Source organism: Paraburkholderia fungorum (assembly GCF_900099835.1).
GTDB lineage: Bacteria > Pseudomonadota > Gammaproteobacteria > Burkholderiales > Burkholderiaceae > Paraburkholderia > Paraburkholderia fungorum_A.
In genome coordinates, this window is the sequence record NZ_FNKP01000001.1 from 1,099,667 (window position 1) to 1,120,216 (window position 20,550).

20 protein-coding genes are annotated in these 20,550 nt (G+C 62.3%); 15 read left to right on the plus strand and 5 right to left on the minus strand.

What is annotated here, in order from left to right; genetic code table 11:
* From BLS41_RS04875 to BLS41_RS04895, 5 genes are all read left to right on the plus strand, one after another.
* Window positions 1–1,488, plus strand: coding sequence for a sugar ABC transporter ATP-binding protein (locus BLS41_RS04875; protein ID WP_074763267.1), 1,488 nt, complete (start codon window positions 1–3; stop codon window positions 1,486–1,488).
* Window positions 1,469–2,482 carry an ABC transporter permease gene (locus tag BLS41_RS04880; protein WP_074763268.1) on the plus strand — a complete coding sequence of 338 codons (1,014 nt, stop codon included), beginning with the start codon at window positions 1,469–1,471 and terminating at the stop codon, window positions 2,480–2,482. Before BLS41_RS04875 ends, BLS41_RS04880 begins: the two co-directional genes overlap by 20 nt.
* A 97-nt stretch (window positions 2,483–2,579) precedes the next feature.
* Window positions 2,580–3,542, plus strand: a complete 963-nt coding sequence (locus BLS41_RS04885) for a substrate-binding domain-containing protein (RefSeq protein WP_074763269.1) — start codon at window positions 2,580–2,582, stop codon at window positions 3,540–3,542.
* Between the two features lie 86 nt (window positions 3,543–3,628).
* Window positions 3,629–4,678 carry a sugar phosphate isomerase/epimerase family protein gene (locus BLS41_RS04890; RefSeq protein ID WP_074763270.1) on the plus strand — a complete coding sequence of 350 codons (1,050 nt, stop codon included), beginning with the start codon at window positions 3,629–3,631 and terminating at the stop codon, window positions 4,676–4,678.
* Window positions 4,679–4,740: 62 nt separating this feature from the next.
* On the plus strand, window positions 4,741–5,892 hold the full coding sequence (locus tag BLS41_RS04895; protein ID WP_074763271.1) for a Gfo/Idh/MocA family protein: 1,152 nt from the start codon (window positions 4,741–4,743) through the stop codon (window positions 5,890–5,892).
* A gap of 46 nt (window positions 5,893–5,938) precedes the next feature.
* Here the strand turns inward: BLS41_RS04895 and BLS41_RS04900 are convergent, their stop codons facing one another.
* The 3 genes from BLS41_RS04900 to BLS41_RS04910 form a co-directional block, all read right to left on the minus strand.
* Window positions 5,939–6,199 carry a hypothetical protein gene (locus BLS41_RS04900; protein WP_074763272.1) on the minus strand — a complete coding sequence of 87 codons (261 nt, stop codon included), beginning with the start codon at window positions 6,197–6,199 and terminating at the stop codon, window positions 5,939–5,941.
* Between the two features lie 125 nt (window positions 6,200–6,324).
* On the minus strand, window positions 6,325–7,485 hold the full coding sequence (locus BLS41_RS04905; protein ID WP_074763273.1) for an ABC transporter substrate-binding protein: 1,161 nt from the start codon (window positions 7,483–7,485) through the stop codon (window positions 6,325–6,327).
* Between the two features lie 46 nt (window positions 7,486–7,531).
* The gene (locus tag BLS41_RS04910) at window positions 7,532–8,473 is read right to left on the minus strand and encodes a CysB family HTH-type transcriptional regulator (RefSeq protein WP_042327765.1); all 942 of its coding nucleotides are present in this window, start codon (window positions 8,471–8,473) and stop codon (window positions 7,532–7,534) included.
* 218 nt (window positions 8,474–8,691) lie between these two features.
* Here BLS41_RS04910 and BLS41_RS04915 point away from each other — a divergent pair, with 218 nt between their 5' ends.
* From BLS41_RS04915 to cobA, 6 genes are all read left to right on the plus strand, one after another.
* Window positions 8,692–10,371: a nitrite/sulfite reductase gene (locus BLS41_RS04915; protein WP_074763274.1), complete on the plus strand. Its 1,680-nt coding sequence runs from the start codon at window positions 8,692–8,694 to the stop codon at window positions 10,369–10,371.
* Window positions 10,372–10,393: 22 nt separating this feature from the next.
* Complete coding sequence (locus BLS41_RS04920; protein WP_074763275.1) at window positions 10,394–10,936, plus strand: DUF934 domain-containing protein; 543 nt, start codon at window positions 10,394–10,396, stop codon at window positions 10,934–10,936.
* Window positions 10,933–11,691 carry a phosphoadenylyl-sulfate reductase gene (locus BLS41_RS04925; RefSeq protein WP_074763276.1) on the plus strand — a complete coding sequence of 253 codons (759 nt, stop codon included), beginning with the start codon at window positions 10,933–10,935 and terminating at the stop codon, window positions 11,689–11,691. Before BLS41_RS04920 ends, BLS41_RS04925 begins: the two co-directional genes overlap by 4 nt.
* Window positions 11,692–11,834: 143 nt before the next feature.
* Window positions 11,835–12,797, plus strand: a complete 963-nt coding sequence (cysD, locus tag BLS41_RS04930; RefSeq protein ID WP_074763277.1) for a sulfate adenylyltransferase subunit CysD — start codon at window positions 11,835–11,837, stop codon at window positions 12,795–12,797.
* Between the two features lie 25 nt (window positions 12,798–12,822).
* Entirely contained in the window at window positions 12,823–14,139 is a 1,317-nt protein-coding gene (locus tag BLS41_RS04935; RefSeq protein ID WP_074766289.1) for a sulfate adenylyltransferase subunit 1, read from the plus strand.
* 73 nt (window positions 14,140–14,212) lie between these two features.
* Window positions 14,213–14,968, plus strand: a complete 756-nt coding sequence (cobA, locus tag BLS41_RS04940; RefSeq protein WP_074763278.1) for a uroporphyrinogen-III C-methyltransferase — start codon at window positions 14,213–14,215, stop codon at window positions 14,966–14,968.
* Window positions 14,969–14,996: 28 nt separating this feature from the next.
* Here cobA and BLS41_RS04945 read toward each other — a convergent pair whose 3' ends face one another.
* Complete coding sequence (locus BLS41_RS04945) at window positions 14,997–16,022, minus strand: AraC family transcriptional regulator (protein ID WP_074763279.1); 1,026 nt, start codon at window positions 16,020–16,022, stop codon at window positions 14,997–14,999.
* 133 nt (window positions 16,023–16,155) lie between these two features.
* On the opposite strand from BLS41_RS04945, the gene BLS41_RS04950 reads away from it, so the two are divergent.
* From BLS41_RS04950 to BLS41_RS04965, 4 genes are all read left to right on the plus strand, one after another.
* Window positions 16,156–17,088, plus strand: a complete 933-nt coding sequence (locus BLS41_RS04950) for a 3,5-dioxohexanoate:acetyl-CoA acetone transferase (protein WP_074763280.1) — start codon at window positions 16,156–16,158, stop codon at window positions 17,086–17,088.
* 78 nt (window positions 17,089–17,166) lie between these two features.
* On the plus strand, window positions 17,167–18,510 hold the full coding sequence (locus BLS41_RS04955; RefSeq protein ID WP_074763281.1) for an MFS transporter: 1,344 nt from the start codon (window positions 17,167–17,169) through the stop codon (window positions 18,508–18,510).
* A gap of 22 nt (window positions 18,511–18,532) precedes the next feature.
* Window positions 18,533–19,273 (plus strand): 3-oxoacyl-ACP reductase FabG, encoded by a 741-nt coding sequence (gene fabG, locus BLS41_RS04960; protein ID WP_074763282.1) that lies wholly within the window; start codon window positions 18,533–18,535, stop codon window positions 19,271–19,273.
* Between the two features lie 16 nt (window positions 19,274–19,289).
* Entirely contained in the window at window positions 19,290–20,081 is a 792-nt protein-coding gene (locus BLS41_RS04965; protein WP_074763283.1) for an SDR family oxidoreductase, read from the plus strand.
* Between the two features lie 78 nt (window positions 20,082–20,159).
* On the opposite strand, the gene BLS41_RS04970 is transcribed toward BLS41_RS04965, so the two are convergent.
* Window positions 20,160–20,543 carry a sirohydrochlorin chelatase gene (locus BLS41_RS04970; protein ID WP_074763284.1) on the minus strand — a complete coding sequence of 128 codons (384 nt, stop codon included), beginning with the start codon at window positions 20,541–20,543 and terminating at the stop codon, window positions 20,160–20,162.
* Between the last annotated feature and the right edge of the window lie 7 nt (window positions 20,544–20,550).

Sequence of the window (20,550 nt, forward strand, 5' to 3'; positions counted from 1 at the left end):
ATGAGCCTCGCGATCCGTTTCGACGACATCCGCAAAGACTTCGGCCCGGTGCGCGTGCTGCACGGCGTGAGTTTCGAACTGGCGCCGGGGCGCATCTACGGTTTGCTCGGCGAAAACGGCGCGGGTAAATCGACGTTGATGAAGATTCTCGCCGGTTACGAAACCGCGACGTCGGGCACGCTGCTGGTCGACGGCCACCCGCAGCAGTTCATCGGTTCGCGCGATGCCGAGGCGCAAGGCATCGTGCTGATCCACCAGGAGTTCAATCTCGCCGAGCATCTGACGATCGCGCAGAACATGTATCTCGGCCACGAAAAGCGGCGCGGCTGGTTCGTCGACGACACCGCGATGCGCGCCGAGGCCGCGCGTTATCTCGCGCAGGTGGGCCTCGAAAAAGCGCCCGACACGAAGGTGCGCGAACTGATCGTCGCGGAAAAGCAGATGGTGGAAATCGCGAAAGCGCTGTCGCGCCGCGCGCGTCTCCTGATCATGGACGAACCGACTGCCACGCTCACGCCGTCCGAAACCGAGCGGCTGTTCACGTTGATGGCGAAGCTGAAAGCCGATGGTGTGACCATCGTCTACATCTCGCACAAGCTCGACGAAGTGGAGCGCATCACCGACGAAGTGATCGTGATGCGCGACGGCCGTTTCGTCGCTCGCAACGAAACGGCGGGGTTGGCGCGCCAGCAGATGGCGAATCTGATGGTCGGCCGCGAGCTGTCCGACATGTTCCCCGACAAGCTCACTGTCCCCGCCGATGCGCCGCTCGCGCTAAAAGTGACCGGACTCGCGGTGCCGGATTGGGTCGACGACCTCAGCTTCGATGTGCGCGCGGGCGAAGTGCTCGGCTTCGCGGGCCTCGTTGGCGCGGGCCGCACGGAAGCGTTCGAAGCGATCATCGGCTTGCGCAAGCGCACGCAAGGGCAAATCGAAATAGCAGGCCGTCCCGCCGATCTGAACAACCCGCGCGACGCGATGCGCCACGGCCTCACGTATCTCAGCGAAGACCGCAAAGGCAAGGGTCTGCACGTGAACCTGAGCCTGCAGGACAACGTCACGCTGATGACGCTCGAACGCTACGCGCATCCCTTGCTCGATATGAAAGCGGGACGTGAAGCATTAACGAAAGCCGTCAGCGAATTCGGCATTCGCACCGGCGACCTGTCGAGCCGCGCGCGCATGCTGTCGGGCGGCAATCAGCAGAAGCTCGCGCTCGCCAAGTTCCTGCAGCCCGATCCGAACGTGATCGTGCTCGACGAGCCGACGCGCGGCGTCGATGTCGGCGCGAAACGCGACATCTATTTTCTGATCCATCGTCTCGCCGCGCAGGGCCGCGCGGTGATCGTCATTTCATCCGAACTGATCGAGCTGATCGGCTTGTGCCACCGCGTCGCCGTGATGCGCGCGGGGCGTCTGCAAGCCACGTTGACGCTCGATCATCTGACCGAAGAGGAGTTGATCGCTCATGCGACCGGCACCCACTGAAGCCGTGCAATCCGGCCGCGCGCTGCGTGTCGCGCATCGACTGTATGCGTTGGGGCCGCTCGTCGGGCTGATCCTGTTGTGCGTGATCGGCACGCTGCTGAACCGCGATTTCGCCACCGTCGACAACATGATGAACGTGCTCACGCGCACGTCGTTCATCGGCATCATCGCAGTGGGGATGACCTTCGTGATCATCTCGGGCGGCATCGATCTGTCGGTCGGATCGATGGCCGCGCTAATCGCGGGCAGCATGATCTGGCTGATGAACGGGCTGGCTGCGGGCGCCGCCGGGCACGCGCTCGCGCCGCTTGCGATTCTGGCGATCGGGATCGCCGCCGCGCTTCTGCTCGGCGGACTGTTCGGCTGCGCGCACGGCCTGCTGATTACAAAAGGACGCATCGAGCCGTTCATCGTCACGCTGGGGACGCTGGGCATCTTTCGCGCGGTGTTGACGTGGCTCGCCGACGGCGGCGCGCTGACGCTCGATAATTCGTTATCCGATCTTTATGGACCGGTGTATTACGCGAGCCTGTTCGGTGTACCGGTACCGATCTGGGTGTTTCTCGTGGTCGCGGCAGGCGGCGCGTTGATCCTCAATCGCACGGCATTCGGACGGCACGTGCAGGCGATCGGTTCGAACGAACAGGTCGCGCGCTATGCGGCGATTCGCGTCGATACCGTGAAGATCGTCACGTACGTGCTGCTCGGAATCTGCGTGGGCGTCGCCACGGTGTTGTACGTGCCGCGCCTCGGTTCGGCCACGCCGACCACGGGCCTTCTGTGGGAACTCGAAGCGATCGCCTCGGTGGTGGTCGGCGGCACCGCGCTCAAAGGCGGCGAAGGGCGCGTGATCGGCACTGTGATCGGCGCGATCCTGCTGTCGGTGATCGCCAATATTCTGAATCTGACCAGCATCATCAGCGTGTATCTGAACGCGGCGGTGCAGGGCGTGGTGATTATTTTCGTCGCGTTCGTGCAGCGCGGACGGCGATAGCTTCAAGTTGCAACAACGGCGGCAGTAATAGCAACAGCAGCAAAGGCAGGTCCGAAAAATCGGGGCGCACGAAAGCCTCACTATTGGAGACACAACCATGAAGCACGTCATTCGAGCGGTCGGCGCCGGCATGCTGGCGTTGGGGATACTGGGTACGGCAGGCGTCGCGCGTGCCGATGACAAAGTCACGCTGGGCGTCGCGATTCCGACTGCCGATCACGGCTTCACGGGCGGCATCGTGTGGTGGGCGAACAAGGCGAAAGCCGATCTCGAGAAAGAGCATCCCGATCTGAAGGTGATCGTGAAAACCGCTGCCGGCGCGCCCGAACAGGCGAACCAGTTGCAGGATCTGGTGACGGTCAACAAGATCAACGCGCTGGTGATTTTCCCGTTCGAATCGGCGTCGCTCACGCAGCCGGTCGCGCAGGTGAAGAAGAAAGGCGTGTACGTGACGGTGGTCGATCGCGGCCTGACCGACACCAGCGCGCAGGATGCCTACGTCGCGGGCGACAACACCGCATTCGGCAAGATTCCCGCCGAGTTTCTCGCGAAGGAGTTGGGCGGAAAGGGCAACATCGTCGCGCTGCGCGGCATTCCGACGACGCTCGATAACGAGCGCTGGACCGCGTTCACCAACGTGATCAAGAACTATCCGGAGATGAAGATTCTCGACGCGAAGTACGCGAACTGGAATCGCGACGACGCGTTCAAGACGATGCAGGATTACCTGACGCGCTTCAAGCACATCGACGCCGTCTGGGCGGCCGACGACGACATGGCGGTCGGCGTGATCAAGGCGATCGATCAGGCCAAACGCAGCGACATCAAGATCGTGTTCGGTGGCGCGGGCTCGAAGGGCATGGTGAAGAACGTGATGGACGGCGCGCCGATGATCAAGGCCGACGTGTCGTACTCGCCGAAATTCATCTACGACGCAATCAAGCTGACCGCCGAAGCGCGTCTGAAGGGCGAAAAGCTGCCGGCCACGACGATCATTCCGTCGGTGCTGATCACGAAGGAAAACGCGCAGCAGTTCTATTTCCCGGACTCGCCGTTCTGATGTTCCGGCCATGAGTATCCGGGTGCGCTCGCCGCGTTTCGGTCGCAAAGGCGCTGCGGGCGCGCCATCGTTCGAGGAACCGCACGATGAAAACCATCAAGGGACCGGCGATTTTCCTCGCTCAGTTCATGGGCGACGAAGTGCCGTTCGACAACCTCGCGCATCTCGCGGGCTGGGCAGCGGGTCTCGGCTTCAAGGGCATTCAGGTGCCGTGCGACCCGCGCCTGATCGATCTTGGCGAGGCCGCCGCGAGTCAGACGTATTGCGACGAATTGCGCGAGACCGCCGACCGGGCGGGTGTCGAGATCACCGAGTTGTCGACGCATCTGCAAGGTCAACTGGTCGCGGTGCATCCCGCGTATGACACGTTGTTCGACGGCTTTGCAGCGCCGCATGTGCGCGGCGATTCCGCTGCGCGCACGCAATGGGCCATCGATCAGCTGAAGCTCGCGGCGAAAGCATCGCAGCGATTGGGTCTGAATGCGCACGTGACGTTTTCGGGTGCGTTGGCGTGGCCTTATCTTTATCCGTGGCCGCAACGTCCGGCGGGTCTCGTGGAAGCCGCATTCGACGAACTCGCGCGCCGCTGGACCCCGATTCTCGATGCGTTCGACGAAGCCGGCGTAGACGTGTGCTACGAATTGCACCCGGGCGAAGACCTGCACGACGGCGTGACATTCGAGCGTTTTCTCGACGCGGTGAAGCAGCATCCGCGCGCCAATATCCTGTACGACCCGAGCCATTTCGTCCTGCAGCAACTCGACTATCTCGCGTTCATCGACATCTATCACGAGCGCATCAAGGCGTTTCATGTGAAAGATGCCGAGTTCCGGCCGAGCGGCAAGCAGGGTGTGTATGGCGGCTACAGCGGATGGGTCGAACGCGCGGGCCGCTTCCGCTCGCTCGGCGATGGACAGATCGATTTCGGCGCGATCTTCTCGAAGATGGCGCAATTCGATTTTCCCGGCTGGGCCGTGCTCGAATGGGAATGCGCGCTGAAGCATCCGCACGACGGTGCGCGCGAAGGCGCCGAGTTTATCCGGCGGCACATCATCCGCGTGGCCGAGCATGCGTTCGACGATTTCGCGGGCAGCGGTGTCGATGCCGCTCAGTTGAAACGCGTGCTCGGCATTTGATCTCCGCTTGCAGCGGTTAAACAGGCGCCATTAGCAGAAGCATTAGCAGGAGCATGAAAGCAATGCCAGACAGAAAGCTCAGGCTGGGGATGGTCGGCGGCGGGCAGGGCGCATTTATCGGCGCGGTGCATCGGATCGCGGCGCGGCTCGACGATCGTTTCGAACTGGTGGCGGGCGCGTTGTCGTCCGATCCGCAGCGCGCGCAGGCGAGTGCCGACGAAGCCGGAATCGCGCGAAGCTACACGGACTGGCGCGAGATGGCGCGCGCCGAAGCCGCGCGCGACGACGGTATCGACGCGGTTGCGATCGTCACGCCGAATCATTTGCATGCGCCGGTCGCGACCGCGTTTCTCGAGGCCGGCATTCATGTCGTGTGCGACAAGCCGCTCGCCATTTCGCTGGCCGAAGGCGAGGCGCTTGCGAGGCTCGCTCGCGAGAAGAACAGACTTTTTGCGCTGACGCATACGTATTCCGGCTATCCGATGGTGCGTCACGCGCGCGAGTTGATCGAGCGCGGCGAACTGGGCGAGATACGCGTGGTGCAGATCGAATACGCGCAGGACTGGCTCGCCGAACCGGTCGAAGCGAGCGGCACGAACAAACAGGCGGGCTGGCGAACCGACCCGTCATTAGCGGGCCCGGCGGGCTGTCTGGGCGATATCGGCACGCACGCGTATCACCTGGCCGCCTTCGTCACCGGGATGAAGCCGCAGACGCTCGCCGCGGAGTTGCACACGTTCGTGCCCGGACGGCGCATCGACGATCACGTGCAGGCGATGCTGCGCTATGCGAACGGCGCGCGCGGCATGTTGTGGGCGAGCCAGGTGGCGAGCGGCGCGGAGAATGCGCTGCGTCTGCGGGTATATGGAACGAAGGCGGGTATCGCTTTCGATCAGGAGAATCCGAACGAATTGTGGTTCACGCCGCTTGGCGGTTCGGCGCAACGGCTGATGCGCGGTCGCGTGAACAGTGCGATTGCCGCGCACGCGACACGCGTGCCGCCGGGGCATCCCGAGGGCTATCTGGAAGCGTTCGCGCAGTTGTACAAGGACGCGGCGTTGCAGATCGAAGCGCTGGACGAGGGCCGAGCCCTACCGCCGGAAAGCCGGTTGCTGACGACAGTGGACGACGGTGTGGACGGTTTGCGCTTTATCGACGCCGTGCTGGCAAGCAGCGCGGCCGATGGGCAATGGCAGGAGATTGCGAACGCGTGAGTGCGGTGCGGATTCGGGCTTAAGCGTGAGCGTGTCTGAGGGCGGGTCAACCGCCCTTGCTCTTCCTGATCTGCTCTTCGAACGCGATATCGAGCTTGCTCGCCTTACGCGGTTTCTGCGGACCGAATGCATCGACGAACTTGACGAAGTCGTCGAGTGTCAGCGGATCGGAGACTTTCTTGTCGACGCCGCTCGATTTGTCGACGAGGTAAAAAAGACCGCCTGACAGGCTGATCGCTGCGAACTGCGGATTGGCGCTACGCGTCTTCAGGCGTTCGACGGCGTGGATGGCTCGGGTAGTGCGCATGATATGGAGTGCGGCTCAGGTAAAGATTGCTACTTTAACAATTTCGCCGACGCCGCGCGTTACAACGGCAACATCACGATCATGGCGGCGCCTCCTCGCGTAGCGACGAGGCGCCGCGTTCGCGATTACTGGCTCAGATAAACGAACTTGCCGTTTTTAATGATCCCCATCACGCTGGCTCGCTGATCGAGACCCACGTGATCCTTCGCGCTGGTGCTGACCACGCCGTTCGGCACGACGAGTTCATGCGCGTGCTCGAGTTCATCGCGCAACGCGACGCGGAACGCAGGCGTGCCAGGCTGCGCAGTCTTCAACGCGCGCGCCACCGCATCCTGCAAGCGCGGATAAACGCCCGCTGCATCGCCTGCGAATTGCGTCACGCTGCCCGCGCCGTACTTCGCCTCGTACTCGTTGGCGAACGCAAGCGCCGCCTTTTTCGCCGGATGATCCGCCGGCAACGTGCGCGCGACGACCACCGGCTGCGTCGGGAACAGCGTGCCTTCCACGTCCTTGCCGCCGAGCTTGATGAACTCCGGCGTCGCAATGCCGTGCGTCTGATAAATCGGGCCTTTATAGCCGCGCTCGATCAGCGTGCGCTGCGGCAACACAGTCGGCGTGCCTGCACCGGCGATCAGGATCGCGTCGGGCTTTGCTGACATCACCTTCAGCACCTGGCCGGTGACGCTCGCGTCGGTGCGGTTATAGCGCTCGGTCGCCACCAGTTGAATATGGCGCAGCGCCGCGAACTTGCTGAATTCGTTGAGCCAGCTTTCGCCGTAACCGTCTGCGAAACCGATGAAGCCCACCGTCTTCACGTTGTGGTTCGACATGTAGCGCGTCATCACGTCGGCCATCGCGCTGTCGGTCTGCGCCATCTTGTAAGCCCAGACCTTCTTGCCTTCCTGCGGCTCGACGACGCTGGCCGAACCGATCAGCGTAATCATCGGCGTCTGGCTTTCAGCCACCGGATCGAGCGCGGCCATCGCGGCCGGCGTGATGTTCGGGCCGACGATCACGTCGACATGATCCTCGTTGATCAGCTTGCGGATGTTGCGCACGGCCGCGCCCGGGTCCGACGCGTCGTCGAGGAAGATGTAATCGGCTTTCTGACCGGCGATCGTCGCGGGCCACATCAGCATTGCGTTCTTGCTGGTGATGCCGATCACGGCCGCCGGGCCGGTGCTCGACAGATCGATGCCGACCTTGATGTCGGCGTGTGCTGCGGTGGCGAGCAACAGCGCGCCGAGAGCGGCCAGGCCGCGAAGTCTGTTGTTATGCGACGTCATCGAGAGGGTCTCCGTTGCGGGAAGCGTGCTGCTTTTAAAGCCGTTGTCAAAGCTCGTAAGTTTCGTGTTCGCCCTTCAGCGCCTGTTCGATCAGCTTGCGGTTCATGCTCGGCGACAGCAGCTCGACGAGCGTGTACACGTAACTCCGCAGGTACGCGCCCTGTTTCAGCGCCACCCGCGTCACATTGCTGCCGAACAGATGCCCGACCGGCATCGCCCGCAGATGACGGTCGCGCTCGGCATTGAACGCGATATCCGCCATGATGCCGACGCCCAGACCCAATTCCACGTAGGTCTTGATCACGTCGGCGTCGATCGCCTCCAGCACGATGTCCGGATGCAGCCCGCGCAGCCGGAACGCCTCGTTGATCTTGGTGCGGCCGGCAAACGCGTTGTCGTACGTAATCAGCGGATATTGGGTCAGATCATCCAGCGACAAAAGTTTGCGGTCCAGCAAAGGATGATCGGGCTGCATCACCGCGATGTGGTGCCACTGGAAGCAGGGCAGCGACACCAGTTCCTTATAGTTGGCGATGGCCTCGGTGGCGATCGCGAGATCGGCCTGATCGTGCAGCACCATTTCCGCGACCTGGGTCGGGCTGCCTTGCAGAATTGAAAGGTGAACCTTCGGAAAGCGCTTCTTGAATTCGGCGATCGCGGCCGGAAGTGAGTAGCGGGCCTGCGTGTGGGTCGCGGCGATCACGAGATTGCCCTGATCCTGCGCCGCGTAGTCCTTGCCGACCCGCTTGAGGCTCTCGACCTCCTGCAGGATTTTCTCGACCGATTGCAATATGATGCGTCCCGGCTCGGTGAGCGAGCGTACGCGTTTGCCGTGCCGGGTGAAGATTTCGACGCCCAGCTCGTCTTCCAGCTCGATGATCGCCTTCGAGACGCCCGGCTGGCTTGTAAACAGCGCCTTGGCTGCTTCGGTCAGATTGAAATTCTGACGAACGGCCTCGCGGACGAAGCGGAATTGGTGCAGGTTCATATATAACCTCTCCGCATATAAAAAGAATTTTTTAGTCGTTTGAAATATAAGGCGAGTTTATTACGATCTGTCCATCTTTTTCAATATGGATATCTGTATTTGTCATAAGCAAATGAGAGATGGGTCTAAACGCTCGTTTGCGGTTGCTGACTAAGACAGAATTCAAGGCGCGGCGGAACGCGACCGCCGTGTGTCACGCAAAAAATTGGGGTCCCCGAATGTACCAATACGATCAGTACGACCAGACCATCGTCGATGAACGGGTCGCGCAATACGCCGATCAGGTTCGCCGCCGCTTGTCGGGCGAATTGAGCGAAGAGGAGTTTCGTCCGCTGCGTCTGCAGAACGGCCTGTACTATCAGCGCCACGCTTACATGCACCGCATCGCGATTCCTTACGGCAATCTGCGCAGCGACCAGATGCGCGTGCTCGCGCAAATCGCGCGCGAACACGATCGCGGCTACGGCCACTTCTCGACGCGCTCGAACATCCAGTACAACTGGATCAAGCTCGAAGAAACGCCGGAAATCCTGCGCAAGCTCGCCGCCGTGCAGATGCACGGCATTCAGACCTCGGGCAATTGCATCCGCAACATCACCGCCGACCAGTTCGCGGGCGTCGCACCGGATGAAGTGGTCGATCCGCGTCCGTGGGCGGAAATCCTGCGTCAATGGTCGACTTTCCACCCGGAATTCGCGTGGCTGCCGCGTAAGTTCAAGATCGCCGTGTCGGGTTCGAAAGAAGACCGCGCGGCCGTGCAGATTCACGACATGGGCGTGTATCTGAAGAAGAACGAGCAGGGCGAGCTGGTTGCCGACATTCTGGCCGGCGGCGGCATGGGCCGTACGCCGATCATCGGCGCGATCATCCGCCGCGATCTGCCTTGGCAGCATCTGTTGACGTATTGCGAAGCCGTGCTGCGTGTGTACAACCGCTACGGCCGCCGCGACAACATGTACAAGGCGCGCATCAAGATTCTCGTGAAGGCGCTGAGCCCGGAGAAATTCTCGGCGCAGGTCGAAGAAGAATGGCAGCACCTGAAGGACGGCCCGGCGACGCTGACGCAAACCGAAGTGGATCGCGTGGTGCAGTACTTCCAGCCGCCGGTCTACGACAAGCTGCCGGACACCGACGCGTCGTTCGAAAAGCATCTGCTGGAAAACCGTGCGTTCGCGCGCTGGGTCGAGCGTAACGTGCGTCCGCACAAGGTCGAGGGCTATTCGTCGGTCACGCTGTCGTTGAAGCCGACCACGATCGCCCCGGGCGACGCAACCGACACGCAGATGGAAGCGGTCGCCGATTGGGCCGACGAGTATTCGCTCGGTGAAATCCGCGTGTCGCACGAACAGAACCTGATTCTCGCGAACGTCAAGAAGCGCGACCTGTTTGCGCTGTGGGAAAAGGCGAAGTCGCAAGGTTTCGCGACGCCGAATATCGGCTTGCTGACCGACATCATCGCGTGCCCGGGCGGCGATTTCTGCTCGCTGGCCAACGCGAAGTCGATTCCGATCGCGCTCGCGATTCAGGAGCGTTTCAACGATCTCGACTACGTGTACGACCTCGGCGATGTGTCGCTGAACATCTCGGGTTGCATCAACGCGTGCGGTCACCACCACATCGGCAACATCGGCATTCTGGGCGTCGATAAGGACGGCTCGGAGTGGTATCAGGTGACGCTCGGCGGCGAACAGGGTTCGGGCGCGACTGGCGCACACCTTGGCCGTGTGATCGGCCCGTCGTTCTCGGCGGAAGAAATGCCGGACGTGATGAGCAAAGTGATCGATACGTTCGTTGAAAACCGCCACGAAGGCGAGCGCTTCATCGAAACGTACAACCGCATCGGCATGGCCCCGTTCAAGGAACGTGTGTACGCCTCGCGTCAACCGGCTCACGCGTAACCGCGAAAAGGATACTGAACAGATGGCTTCTATCATCAAGAATCGCGCGATCGTCAACGATGACTGGACGGTCGTGCGCCCGGCAGAAGACGGCTCGCTGCCGGCAGTGAACGACTTGCCCGCAGGCAAGGTGCTGGTGCCGCTCGCATTGTGGCAGGCGGAACGCGACGCGCTGGCCGCATCGCGCGGCGCGGCGGAAATCGGCGTGTGGCTCGCGCCGGACAGCGAACCGGCGGATATCGTCGCCGACTTCGACAAGATCGCGCTGATCGGCGTGGACTTCCCGGTGTTCCGCGACGGCCGCGGCTATAGCATCGGCCGCCTGCTGCGCGAACGCTATGGCTACAAGGGCGAACTGCGCGCGATCGGCGACGTGCTGCGCGACCAGATCACGTTCATGTTCCGCTGCGGTTTCGACGCGTATGCACTGCGTGAAGACAAAGACTTCGAAGACGCGCTGAAAGCGTTCGACGAATTCAGCTTCAACTATCAAGGCGCGGTGGATAACCCGTCGCCGCTGTTCCGCCGCCGTGAAGCGGGCGAACTCGGCAAGGTTTCAGCATGAGCGAAGTTCAATCGCTCACGCCGGAACTTGCTGCGAAGGTCGAGCGCCTCGATGCGCTGCTCGACTCGATCGCCGCGCGTCACGCGAACGTGAAGCTCGCCAGCAGCCTCGCAGCGGAAGACATGCTGCTCACGCACGCGATCCTGTCGCGCGGCGTGAAGATCGGCATCTTCTCGCTGAACACGGGGCGTCTGCATGCGGAAACCGTGGGCATGCTTGATCGCGTGAAAGAGCGTTATGGCTACGAGATCGAACAGTTCCATCCGCAAGCTGCCGCCGTCGACGAATACGTCGCGTCGCATGGTCTGAACGCGTTTTATGAAAGCGTCGATCTGCGCAAGCGTTGCTGCGAAATCCGCAAGGTCGAGCCGCTGAACCGCGCGCTGTCTGATGTGAGCGCATGGGTGACCGGTCAGCGTCGCGAGCAGTCGGTCACGCGTGCCGAACTGCATGCGGAAGAACTTGATGCAGCGCGCAATATCGCCAAGTTCAATCCGCTGACGGACTGGACCGAAGCCGAAGTTTGGGATTACCTTAAGGCTTTCGACGTGCCGGTCAATCCGCTGCACGCACGCGGCTACCCGAGCATTGGCTGCGAACCGTGTACGCGCGCTATCCGTCCCGGTGAAGATAGCCGGGCAGGGCGCTGGTGGTGGGAGTCGCGCGATACGAAGGAATGCGGGCTGCACATCACGACCATCACGCCGATTGCCACTGAACGCAGCGAAAACGTCTCGGCCTTGAAGTTTCAGTAATTGAGCCCTTGGCTTTTACCTGGAACGCCGCAAGTAAAGAAGCAAATGCGGCCGCAAGCGTCGACGGCAGTACAGATACCGATTTGAATACTTCCGCTCCGGCAAGCAACCGCTTGTCGGGCGAATCAACGAAGGACCCAGATATGAGCACCACGCTCGATTCCGCTGTCAACGCTCCGCTTGCCAATACGGCAAACCGGATGGATCACCTCGATTGGCTCGAAGCCGAGTCGATTCACATCCTGCGCGAACTGGTCGCCGAATGCAGCAAGCCCGCGCTGCTGTTTTCGGGCGGCAAGGATTCGGTCGTGGTATTGCACCTCGCGCTGAAGGCGTTCGGTATCGGCGCAAATCGCAAGACCGTGCTGCCGTTCCCGCTCGTGCATATCGACACCGGCCACAACTACGACGAAGTGATCGACTTCCGCGACCGTCGCGCGCAAGAGATCGGCGCTGAACTGGTGGTGGGTCACGTTGAAGATTCGATCAAGCGCGGCACGGTGCGTCTGCGTCGCGAAACGGATTCGCGCAATGCTGCGCAAGCTGTGACGTTGCTCGAAACGATCGAACAGCATGGCTATACCGCGCTGATCGGCGGCGCGCGCCGCGACGAAGAAAAGGCCCGTGCGAAAGAACGGATCTTCTCGTTCCGCGACGAGTTCGGCCAGTGGGATCCGAAGGCACAACGCCCGGAATTGTGGAGCCTGTACAACGCGCGTCTGCATAACGGCGAACACCTGCGCGTGTTCCCGATTTCGAACTGGACCGAACTGGACGTGTGGCAGTACATCGCTCGCGAAAAGCTCGAACTGCCGTCGATCTACTACGCGCATCAACGCGAAATCGTGCGCCGTAACGGCCTGCTCGTGCCGGTCACGCCGCTCACGCCGATGCGTGAAGGCGAGACCAGCGAGAACGCGCTGGTGCGTTTCCGTACCGTCGGCGACATCAGCTGCACGTGCCCGGTGGAAAGCGACGCGGACAATCTCGAGAAGATCATCGCCGAAACGGCCGTGACCGAGATCACGGAACGCGGCGCGACGCGGATGGACGACCAGGTCTCCGAAGCCGCGATGGAACAGCGTAAGAAGCAAGGTTATTTCTAAGCACACGTACGAGGGTATGACAATCATGAGCAGTATTCATCAACCAGAAGACCTCGGCGTGCTGCGTTTTATCACTGCGGGTAGCGTCGACGATGGCAAGAGCACGTTGATCGGCCGCCTGCTGTACGACAGCAAGGCCGTGTTGAGCGATCAGCTCTCGGCTCTGTCGCGCGCGAAGAACAAGCGTACCGTCGGCGACGAAATCGACCTGTCGCTGCTGACCGACGGCCTCGAAGCCGAACGCGAGCAAGGCATCACGATCGACGTCGCGTACCGTTATTTCGCGACGGCCAAGCGCAAGTTCATCATCGCCGATACGCCGGGTCACGAGCAGTACACCCGCAACATGGTGACGGGCGCATCGACCGCGCACGCCGCGATCATTCTCGTCGACGCGACGCGCGTGACGTTCGTCGACGGCGTTGCGCAATTGCTGCCGCAAACCAAGCGCCACAGCGCGATCGTCAAGCTGCTCGGTCTGCAGCACGCAATCGTCGCGATCAACAAGATGGATCTGGTCGACTACAGCGAGCAACGCTTCAACGAGATTCGCGACGCGTATGTCGAACTCGCGCGCCAGCTTGGTCTGAACGATGTGCGCTTCGTGCCGGTGTCGGCGCTGAAGGGCGACAACATCGTGACCGCCAGCGAAAGCATGCCGTGGTACGCGGGCGAGCCGCTGCTGGACCTGCTCGAAGCGCTGCCGGTGGAAATCCCGACGGGCCAGGCGCTGCGTTTCCCGGTGCAATGGGTCGCGCGTCAGGACGGCAGCCAGGCCGACGATTTCCGCGGCTACATGGGCCGTATCGAAGCGGGTGAAGTGAAGCTCGGCGACACGATCGTCGTGTTGCCGGCTAACCGTGAAGCGACCGTGGCCGAAATCATCGCGCCGGTGGTCGGCGGTACTGCGGCAGTGGATCGCGCGTTCGCCGGTCAAACCGTGACGATCCGTCTCGCGGAAGACGTCGACGTGTCGCGCGGCGATACCTTCGTGCTGCGCGAAGCCGCACCGGAACCGGCGAAGAAGCTCGAAGCCGATCTGTGCTGGTTCGACGACACGCCGCTGTCGACGCAACGAAAGTATCTGTTGAAGCAGACCACCAACACGGTGTTCGCGCGCATCGGCGCGATCAAGGAAGTGCTCGACGTGCATACGCTGTCGCAAGCAACCGATCGCAAGGAACTGGCGATGAACGACATCGGCCGCGTGGCGCTGACGTTGCAGAAGCCGCTGGTGTGCGACGTGTACGACTCGCATCAGGGCACGGGCGCATTCGTGCTGATCGACGAAGCGACGCATCACACCGTCGCGGCCGGGATGATCCGGGCGTTTTCGGCGTAAGCGTCGGCGGGCGAGGGGCGCATGGCGATGCTTTGATGCGTCGCGTTGCGCCCCAACCAACAGGTTGATTCAAATGGGTAAGGTTTATCTGATCGGCGCGGGGCCAGGCGCTGCGGACCTGATTACGGTGCGCGGCGCGCGTCTTCTAGCTACTGCCGATGTCGTGCTGCACGACGCGCTGGTCGAACCGGCCATGCTCGATTACGCGCCTACACATGCGCGCCGGATTGCGGTGGGCAAGCGCTGCGGGCAGTTGTCGACAGCACAGCAGTTCATCAACAAGCAAATCGTCGACGCAGCTCTGGAGCACGAAGTCGTAGTGCGTCTGAAGGGCGGCGACCCGATGCTGTTCGGTCGCGCTGACGAAGAAATGCGCGCGCTCGAAGCGGCCGGTATCGAATACGAAGTGGTTCCCGGAATCACCGCTGCGCTGGCGAGCGCGGCGTCGTTGAAACGTTCGCTGACGTTGCGCGGCGTATCGCGCAGTGTCGCGCTGGCTACCTTCAGCCGCGCGCCTGGGTCCGATGAAATTCGCGAACAGGTGAACGCGGATTCGCTCGTGTTTTACATGGGCCGCGATAGTGGTGTCGAGATTGCGCAGCAATTGATCGACGCGGGCAAGCCGGTTTCGACGCCGGTCGCAATCGTCGAGGCTTGCAGCACGGCACGCGAACGCATGCTCACGCTGACACTCGAAGAACTCGCTGCGGGCGACGCGCAGCGCTGGGTCGATGCATCGCAGCCGAGCCTGCTGATGATCGGCGACGCGTTTGCCGAGCGTCAGCTCAACTTGGTTCGTGCAGCAGACGGGATGCTGGTCGCCGCCTGAGTCATCCTTCGCGCGATGGGCGGCGCAATCAACCCCGCAATTCTCCCGGTCCTTTCCCCGTCCACCGCTTCAGCGCCCGCCGGAAATTCGCCGGATCGCTGAAGCCGAGCAGCATCGCGATATCGTCGGTGCTCATCTTCGTGGTCTTCAGATATTCAACCGCCAGCGAGCAGCGCACGTCGTCGACAATTGCGACGAACGACGTGCCTTCGCTCTCCAGTCGCCGCCGCAACGTGCGGCTCGTCATCTTCAATGCTTGCGCGGCTTCTTCCATGCCCGGGAATTCGCCCGGCTTGCGCATCAGCATCTGATACACCTCTCCCGATACACCGACCGAAGTCTTCGCCTGCCCGATCAGCCGGTCGCAGGTTTCCTGCAATAGCGTGGCCGTGAGCCGGTGCGCGAGTTGCGGCTTCTGTTCGAGGATGCTGCTGTCGTAATGAAGCTCGCATTGCGGCTGATCGAAATAGCACGGACAGCCGAGATACTCGCTATAAATCTCCGCATGCGCGGGCGCAGGATACGAAAAGCAGGCTTTGGTCGGCGGACAGCTTCGACCCGCCACGTCCTGAAGATGCGTGACGTGCTGCATGAACTGCTGCTCCAGCAGGAACTGGCGCAATTCGACCGATGGACTGGAGATGAACGCGTCGGGAAAGGTCCAGATGCCTTCGTCCGGATATTCAGTCCATTCGATCGTGAGCGTGGGCGTCGCGAGCTGATGGTACTTCACGCCCAGCCGGAAGTAGTCGCGCAGCGACAGGCACGACATCAGCGCATAGCCGTACATTCCGTACGCGGACAGATGCAGCCGCGAGCCGGTGATGAACGGCGTGGCCGGACTGCACGACAGCAGAATCGCGTTACGGCAGATGGCCAGGTATTGCCGCACCGAGGTTAGCGCCGCCGCATCGTTGAGCCGCGTGGCATCCACGCCGCTGCCTTTCAGGCAGTCTTCGGGCGCAATACCCTGTTCGCCGAGCACTTCGACCAGCGCGGCGATCTTGTACGGCGCGTAAATGCGCTCGTTCTGCAACGGCAACTTCGACGGCATCGCTTCACCTCAGATTGTCCCGGAACAACATCTGCGTGTCCGAAAATGACCTTACGAGGCGGATCGTATCCCACTAACATCGGTATCACAACAGACAGTCCATTCATGGATCGCCGCCGATAAGGAGACACCCTTGCCGAACCGAAAAGTCATCATTTCCTGCGCAGTGACCGGCGCGACGCATACGCCGTCGATGTCCGAATACCTTCCTCTCACGCCGGCGCAGATCGCCGCCCAGTCGATCGAAGCGGCCGAAGCCGGCGCCGCGATCCTGCATCTGCACGCCCGCAATCCCGCCGACGGCAAACCGACACCGTCGCCCGACGTGTTCCGGCAATTCGTGCCCGCGATCGTCGAGGCCACCGACGCGGTCATCAACATCACGACCGGCGGCAGCACGCGCATGACGCTCGCCGACCGGCTCGCCTATCCGCGCCTCGCGAAGCCCGAGATGTGCTCGCTGAACATGGGCTCGATGAACTTCTCGATCCATCCGATCGCCGCGCGCATGCCGTCGTGGCGCTATGACTGGGAGAAGGATTACATCGAAGGGATGGAGGACACGATCTTCCGCAATACCTTCAAGGACATCAAAAGCATCCTGCTCGAACTGGGCGAAACCGGCACGCGTTTCGAGTTCGAATGCTATGACGTCGGGCATCTGTACAACCTCGCGCATTTCGTCGACCAGGGCTTGATCAAGCCGCCGTTCTTCATTCAATCGGTGTTCGGCATTCTCGGCGGACTCGGCGCGGACCCCGAGAACATGACGGTGATGCGTTCCACTGCCGACCGCTTATTCGGCCGCGAAAATTACCAGTTCTCGATTCTCGGCGCGGGCCGTCATCAGATGGCGTTCGTGACGATGGGCGCGATCATGGGCGGCAACGTGCGCGTCGGCCTCGAAGACAGCGTGTACCTGTCCAAAGGCGTGAAGGCGGAAAGCAACGCGCAGCAGGTGCGCAAGATTCGCCGCATTCTCGAAGAACTATCGTTTGAGATTGCGACCCCGGCCGAAGCGCGACAGATGCTCGGCCTCAAAGGCGCGGACAAGGTGAGCTTCTGAGCCAGGCCCGCTGATCCGGCCACGCCGGTAAAACCCAACCAATAAAAACAACAACACACCCTTTCAGGTGGAGACATCATGACAACCCAGACAGCCGGCCCCGCCGGCAACGCGCTGCATCGCATCGCGACGCATAAGGCCATGCTGAGACTGATCCCGCTGATGTGCGCGATCTATTTCATGTCGTATCTCGACCGCACCAACGTGTCGCTCGCGAAGGCGCGGCTCGCCGCCGATCTCGGTATCAGCGCCGCCGCGTACGGTCTCGGCGCGGGCATCTTCTTCATCGGCTATGCGCTGCTCGAGGTGCCGAGCAACCTGGTCGCGCACCGGGTCGGGCCGCGTCGCTGGATCGCGCGAATCGCGGTCACGTGGGGCGCGCTCTCCGTCTCGATGATGTTCGTGCAGGGCGAGTGGTCGTTCTATACGATTCGCGTGCTGCTCGGCATCGCCGAGGCGGGTCTTTTCCCCGCGCTGATGTACATGGTGACGATGTGGTTCGCGCCGCAGGATCGCTCGGTGGCGGTGGGCTGGATCTACACGGCGCCCGCGCTGGCGCTGGTGATCGGCAACCCGCTGGGCGGCGCGTTCATGCAGATGGACGGGCTGGGCGGTCTGCACGGCTGGCAGTGGCTGTTCCTGCTCGAAGGCCTGCCGACCATCTTCGTGGGCGTATTCCTGTGGTTCAAACTGCCGGAAAAGCCGTCCGACGCACGCTGGCTATCCGCTGCCGAAGCGCAGGCGCTCGAAGCGCGCGCGGTGCCGGATGCCGCGCATCCCGGCATGTTCTCGCAAGACTGGCTCGCCGCGCTGAAGCGTCCGGCCACCGTGCTGATCGGCCTTATCTACTTTCTGAACCAGGTCGCTTTCGTCGGGCTCGTGTTCTTCACGCCCGCGATGATCCAGCAGATGCACGTGAAGTCGCCGCTGATGATCGGCGTGCTGTCGAGCAGTGTCGGGATTGGCTTTCTGCTCGGCGTGCTGGTGCTGCCGCGGATTCATCGCCGGGTGACGAACGATTGCCTCTATCTCGGCGTGCTGACCACCGGGCTGGTGATCAGCGCGATCCTGTTCGTCTCGTCGAGCGTGCTGTCGATGCAACTCCTGCTGTTCGTCGTGACCGCGTTCTTCGCGGGCGGCGTGCTGCCGCTCTACTGGGCAATCGCGATGAAGCGTCTGCACGGCATCCAGGCCGCGGCGGGGCTCGCGTTCATCAATACGATCGGGCTGATCGGCGGCTTTGTCGGACCATATCTGTTCGGTCTCGCGGAGAGCGCGTCGGGCCACAGCGCGTCGGGGCTGTCGGTGGTCGTGGGCGCGTCGATTCTCGGTCTGATTCTGGTGCCTCTGCTCGCGAAGGCGATTCAGTCAGAAGGGCGCGAGGCGAGTGCTGCCGAGCCGCTGTTGAACACCCGGCCATAACTTCCAATTACGGGAACAAACAATGAGATTGAATGGAAAGGTCGCGATCGTGACGGGCGCGGGGCAGGGCATTGGCGCTGCGACCGCACTCAAATTCGCGAAAGAAGGTGCGCGCGTCGCGGTGTGCGACATGAATCATGACGCGGTGTCTCATGTCGTGGCCGCGTGTCACGCAGCCGGTGCGGAAGCGCTCGGCTTCACGCTCGACGTGACGAACCGCGCGGCGGTCGACGACATGGTCGGCGCTACCCGCGAGCGCTTCCGTCAGATCGACGTGCTGGTGAACAACGCGGGCATCACACGAGACGCGCGTCTGCAAAAGATGACGCTTCAGCAATTCGACGACGTGATCGACGTGAACCTGCGCGGCGTGTTTCATGCGGCCCAGGCGGTCGTCGACACGATGATCGCGCAAGGCTCGGGCGTGATCCTGAATGCGAGTTCTGTGGTCGGCATCTACGGCAACTACGGACAGACCAACTATGCGGCGGCGAAGTTCGGCGTGATCGGCTTTACGAAGACGTGGAGCCGCGAATTGGGACCCAAGGGCATTCGCGTCAACGCGATTGCGCCAGGCTTTATCGACACGCCGATTCTCGCGACCGTGCCGCAGGACGTGCTCGCGAAAATGCGCGAGCAGGTGCCGCTGCGCCGTCTTGGCACGCCGGAAGAGATCGCCAATATCTACGCCTTTCTCGCGAGCGACGAAGCGAGTTATATCAACGGCGCCGTGATCGAAGCATCCGGCGGTATGACGCTCTAAACATTCGAGGACCTGCATGAAAACCATCGACCTTCTCAGACCCACTCCCGGACTGCGCGTGCTGATCTCGGGCGCCGCAGCGGGCATCGGCGCGGCGATCGCGCAGGCGTTTCTGGACGTCGGCGCGAACGTCTATATCTGCGATGTCGACCCTGCCGCGATCGATCGCGCGAAAACCGCGCATCCGCAATTGCATGTCGGCGTCGCGGACGTATCGGACTGCGCGCAGGTGGACCGCATCATCGATGACGCGCGTGCGAAGCTCGGCGGTCTCGACCTGCTGATCAACAACGCGGGGATTGCCGGGCCGACCGGCGCGGTCGAGAACCTCGACCCGGCTCAGTGGGAACGCACCATCGCGACGAACCTGAACAGCCAGTTCTATTTTCTGCGCAAGGCCGTGCCGGTGCTGAAGGAGACGTCGGCCAACCCGGGCATCATCGCGATGGCGTCGGTCGCGGGACGCCTCGGCTACGCGTTTCGCACGCCGTACGCAGCGAGCAAGTGGGCGATTGTCGGCATGGTCAAATCGCTGGCGATCGAGCTTGGGCCGAACAACGTCCGCGTGAATGCGATCTTGCCGGGCGTTGTCGAAGGTGAACGAATGGATCGCGTGATTGCCGCGCGCGCCGAGTCGCTCGGAATCGGCTTCGAGCAGATGAAGGGCGAATACCTGGAGAAAATTTCGCTGCGGCGGATGGTGACCGTGCACGACGTCGCGGCGATGGCGCTATTCCTGGCGTCGCCGGCGGGGCAGAACATCTCGGGTCAGGCGATTAGCGTCGACGGGAATGTCGAGTATCTTTGAGCGGTGAAGGTTGGCCGCTGCGGGAGAGCGCCTGGAGGGTGGGGCGCTTTCGCTTTCGCCGGCAGCGGTCTGCGAGCGTTATCCCGCCTGGCGCAGGCAATACTGCGCGACTGCATCGAGAACCGCTTCGTCCTCGCCGACCGCCACCGCGCAGTCGATCCGCACGTCCGGCTGCGCGTCGCGACAGCGCTCGATCAGTTCGGGCAGATCTTTCCTGATATGGCCGCCTTGCCCGAAGAACACGGGCACGACGGTAATCGCATCACAACCTTGGGCGGCGAGTTGGCCGACCGCCGTGGGCAGGTTCGGCTCCATCAACTCGAGGAAGGCCAGCGAGACGGGACCGGCTGTATCGTCCGCCGCGCGCAGCGCCTGCAGCTTCGCCGCGAGCCGCTCGAACGGCTCGCGCCAGCGCGGATCCCTCGCGCCATGGCCAAACAGAATCAGCCCGTGCGTAGCCATTGCATCC

Excerpts from the sequence above, each read along its gene's own strand:
- BLS41_RS04875 (WP_074763267.1), top strand. The coding sequence starts at position 1 with ATGAGCCTCGCGATCCGTTTCGACGACATCCGCAAAGACTTCGGCCCG.
- BLS41_RS04880 (WP_074763268.1), top strand. The coding sequence starts at position 1,469 with ATGCGACCGGCACCCACTGAAGCCGTGCAATCCGGCCGCGCGCTGCGT.
- BLS41_RS04885 (WP_074763269.1), top strand. The coding sequence starts at position 2,580 with ATGAAGCACGTCATTCGAGCGGTCGGCGCCGGCATGCTGGCGTTGGGG.
- BLS41_RS04890 (WP_074763270.1), top strand. The coding sequence starts at position 3,629 with ATGAAAACCATCAAGGGACCGGCGATTTTCCTCGCTCAGTTCATGGGC.
- BLS41_RS04895 (WP_074763271.1), top strand. The coding sequence starts at position 4,741 with ATGCCAGACAGAAAGCTCAGGCTGGGGATGGTCGGCGGCGGGCAGGGC.
- BLS41_RS04900 (WP_074763272.1), bottom strand. The coding sequence starts at position 6,199 with ATGCGCACTACCCGAGCCATCCACGCCGTCGAACGCCTGAAGACGCGT.
- BLS41_RS04905 (WP_074763273.1), bottom strand. The coding sequence starts at position 7,485 with ATGACGTCGCATAACAACAGACTTCGCGGCCTGGCCGCTCTCGGCGCG.
- BLS41_RS04910 (WP_042327765.1), bottom strand. The coding sequence starts at position 8,473 with ATGAACCTGCACCAATTCCGCTTCGTCCGCGAGGCCGTTCGTCAGAAT.
- BLS41_RS04915 (WP_074763274.1), top strand. The coding sequence starts at position 8,692 with ATGTACCAATACGATCAGTACGACCAGACCATCGTCGATGAACGGGTC.
- BLS41_RS04920 (WP_074763275.1), top strand. The coding sequence starts at position 10,394 with ATGGCTTCTATCATCAAGAATCGCGCGATCGTCAACGATGACTGGACG.
- BLS41_RS04925 (WP_074763276.1), top strand. The coding sequence starts at position 10,933 with ATGAGCGAAGTTCAATCGCTCACGCCGGAACTTGCTGCGAAGGTCGAG.
- cysD (WP_074763277.1), top strand. The coding sequence starts at position 11,835 with ATGAGCACCACGCTCGATTCCGCTGTCAACGCTCCGCTTGCCAATACG.
- BLS41_RS04935 (WP_074766289.1), top strand. The coding sequence starts at position 12,823 with ATGAGCAGTATTCATCAACCAGAAGACCTCGGCGTGCTGCGTTTTATC.
- cobA (WP_074763278.1), top strand. The coding sequence starts at position 14,213 with ATGGGTAAGGTTTATCTGATCGGCGCGGGGCCAGGCGCTGCGGACCTG.
- BLS41_RS04945 (WP_074763279.1), bottom strand. The coding sequence starts at position 16,022 with ATGCCGTCGAAGTTGCCGTTGCAGAACGAGCGCATTTACGCGCCGTAC.
- BLS41_RS04955 (WP_074763281.1), top strand. The coding sequence starts at position 17,167 with ATGACAACCCAGACAGCCGGCCCCGCCGGCAACGCGCTGCATCGCATC.
- fabG (WP_074763282.1), top strand. The coding sequence starts at position 18,533 with ATGAGATTGAATGGAAAGGTCGCGATCGTGACGGGCGCGGGGCAGGGC.
- BLS41_RS04965 (WP_074763283.1), top strand. The coding sequence starts at position 19,290 with ATGAAAACCATCGACCTTCTCAGACCCACTCCCGGACTGCGCGTGCTG.
- BLS41_RS04970 (WP_074763284.1), bottom strand. The coding sequence starts at position 20,543 with ATGGCTACGCACGGGCTGATTCTGTTTGGCCATGGCGCGAGGGATCCG.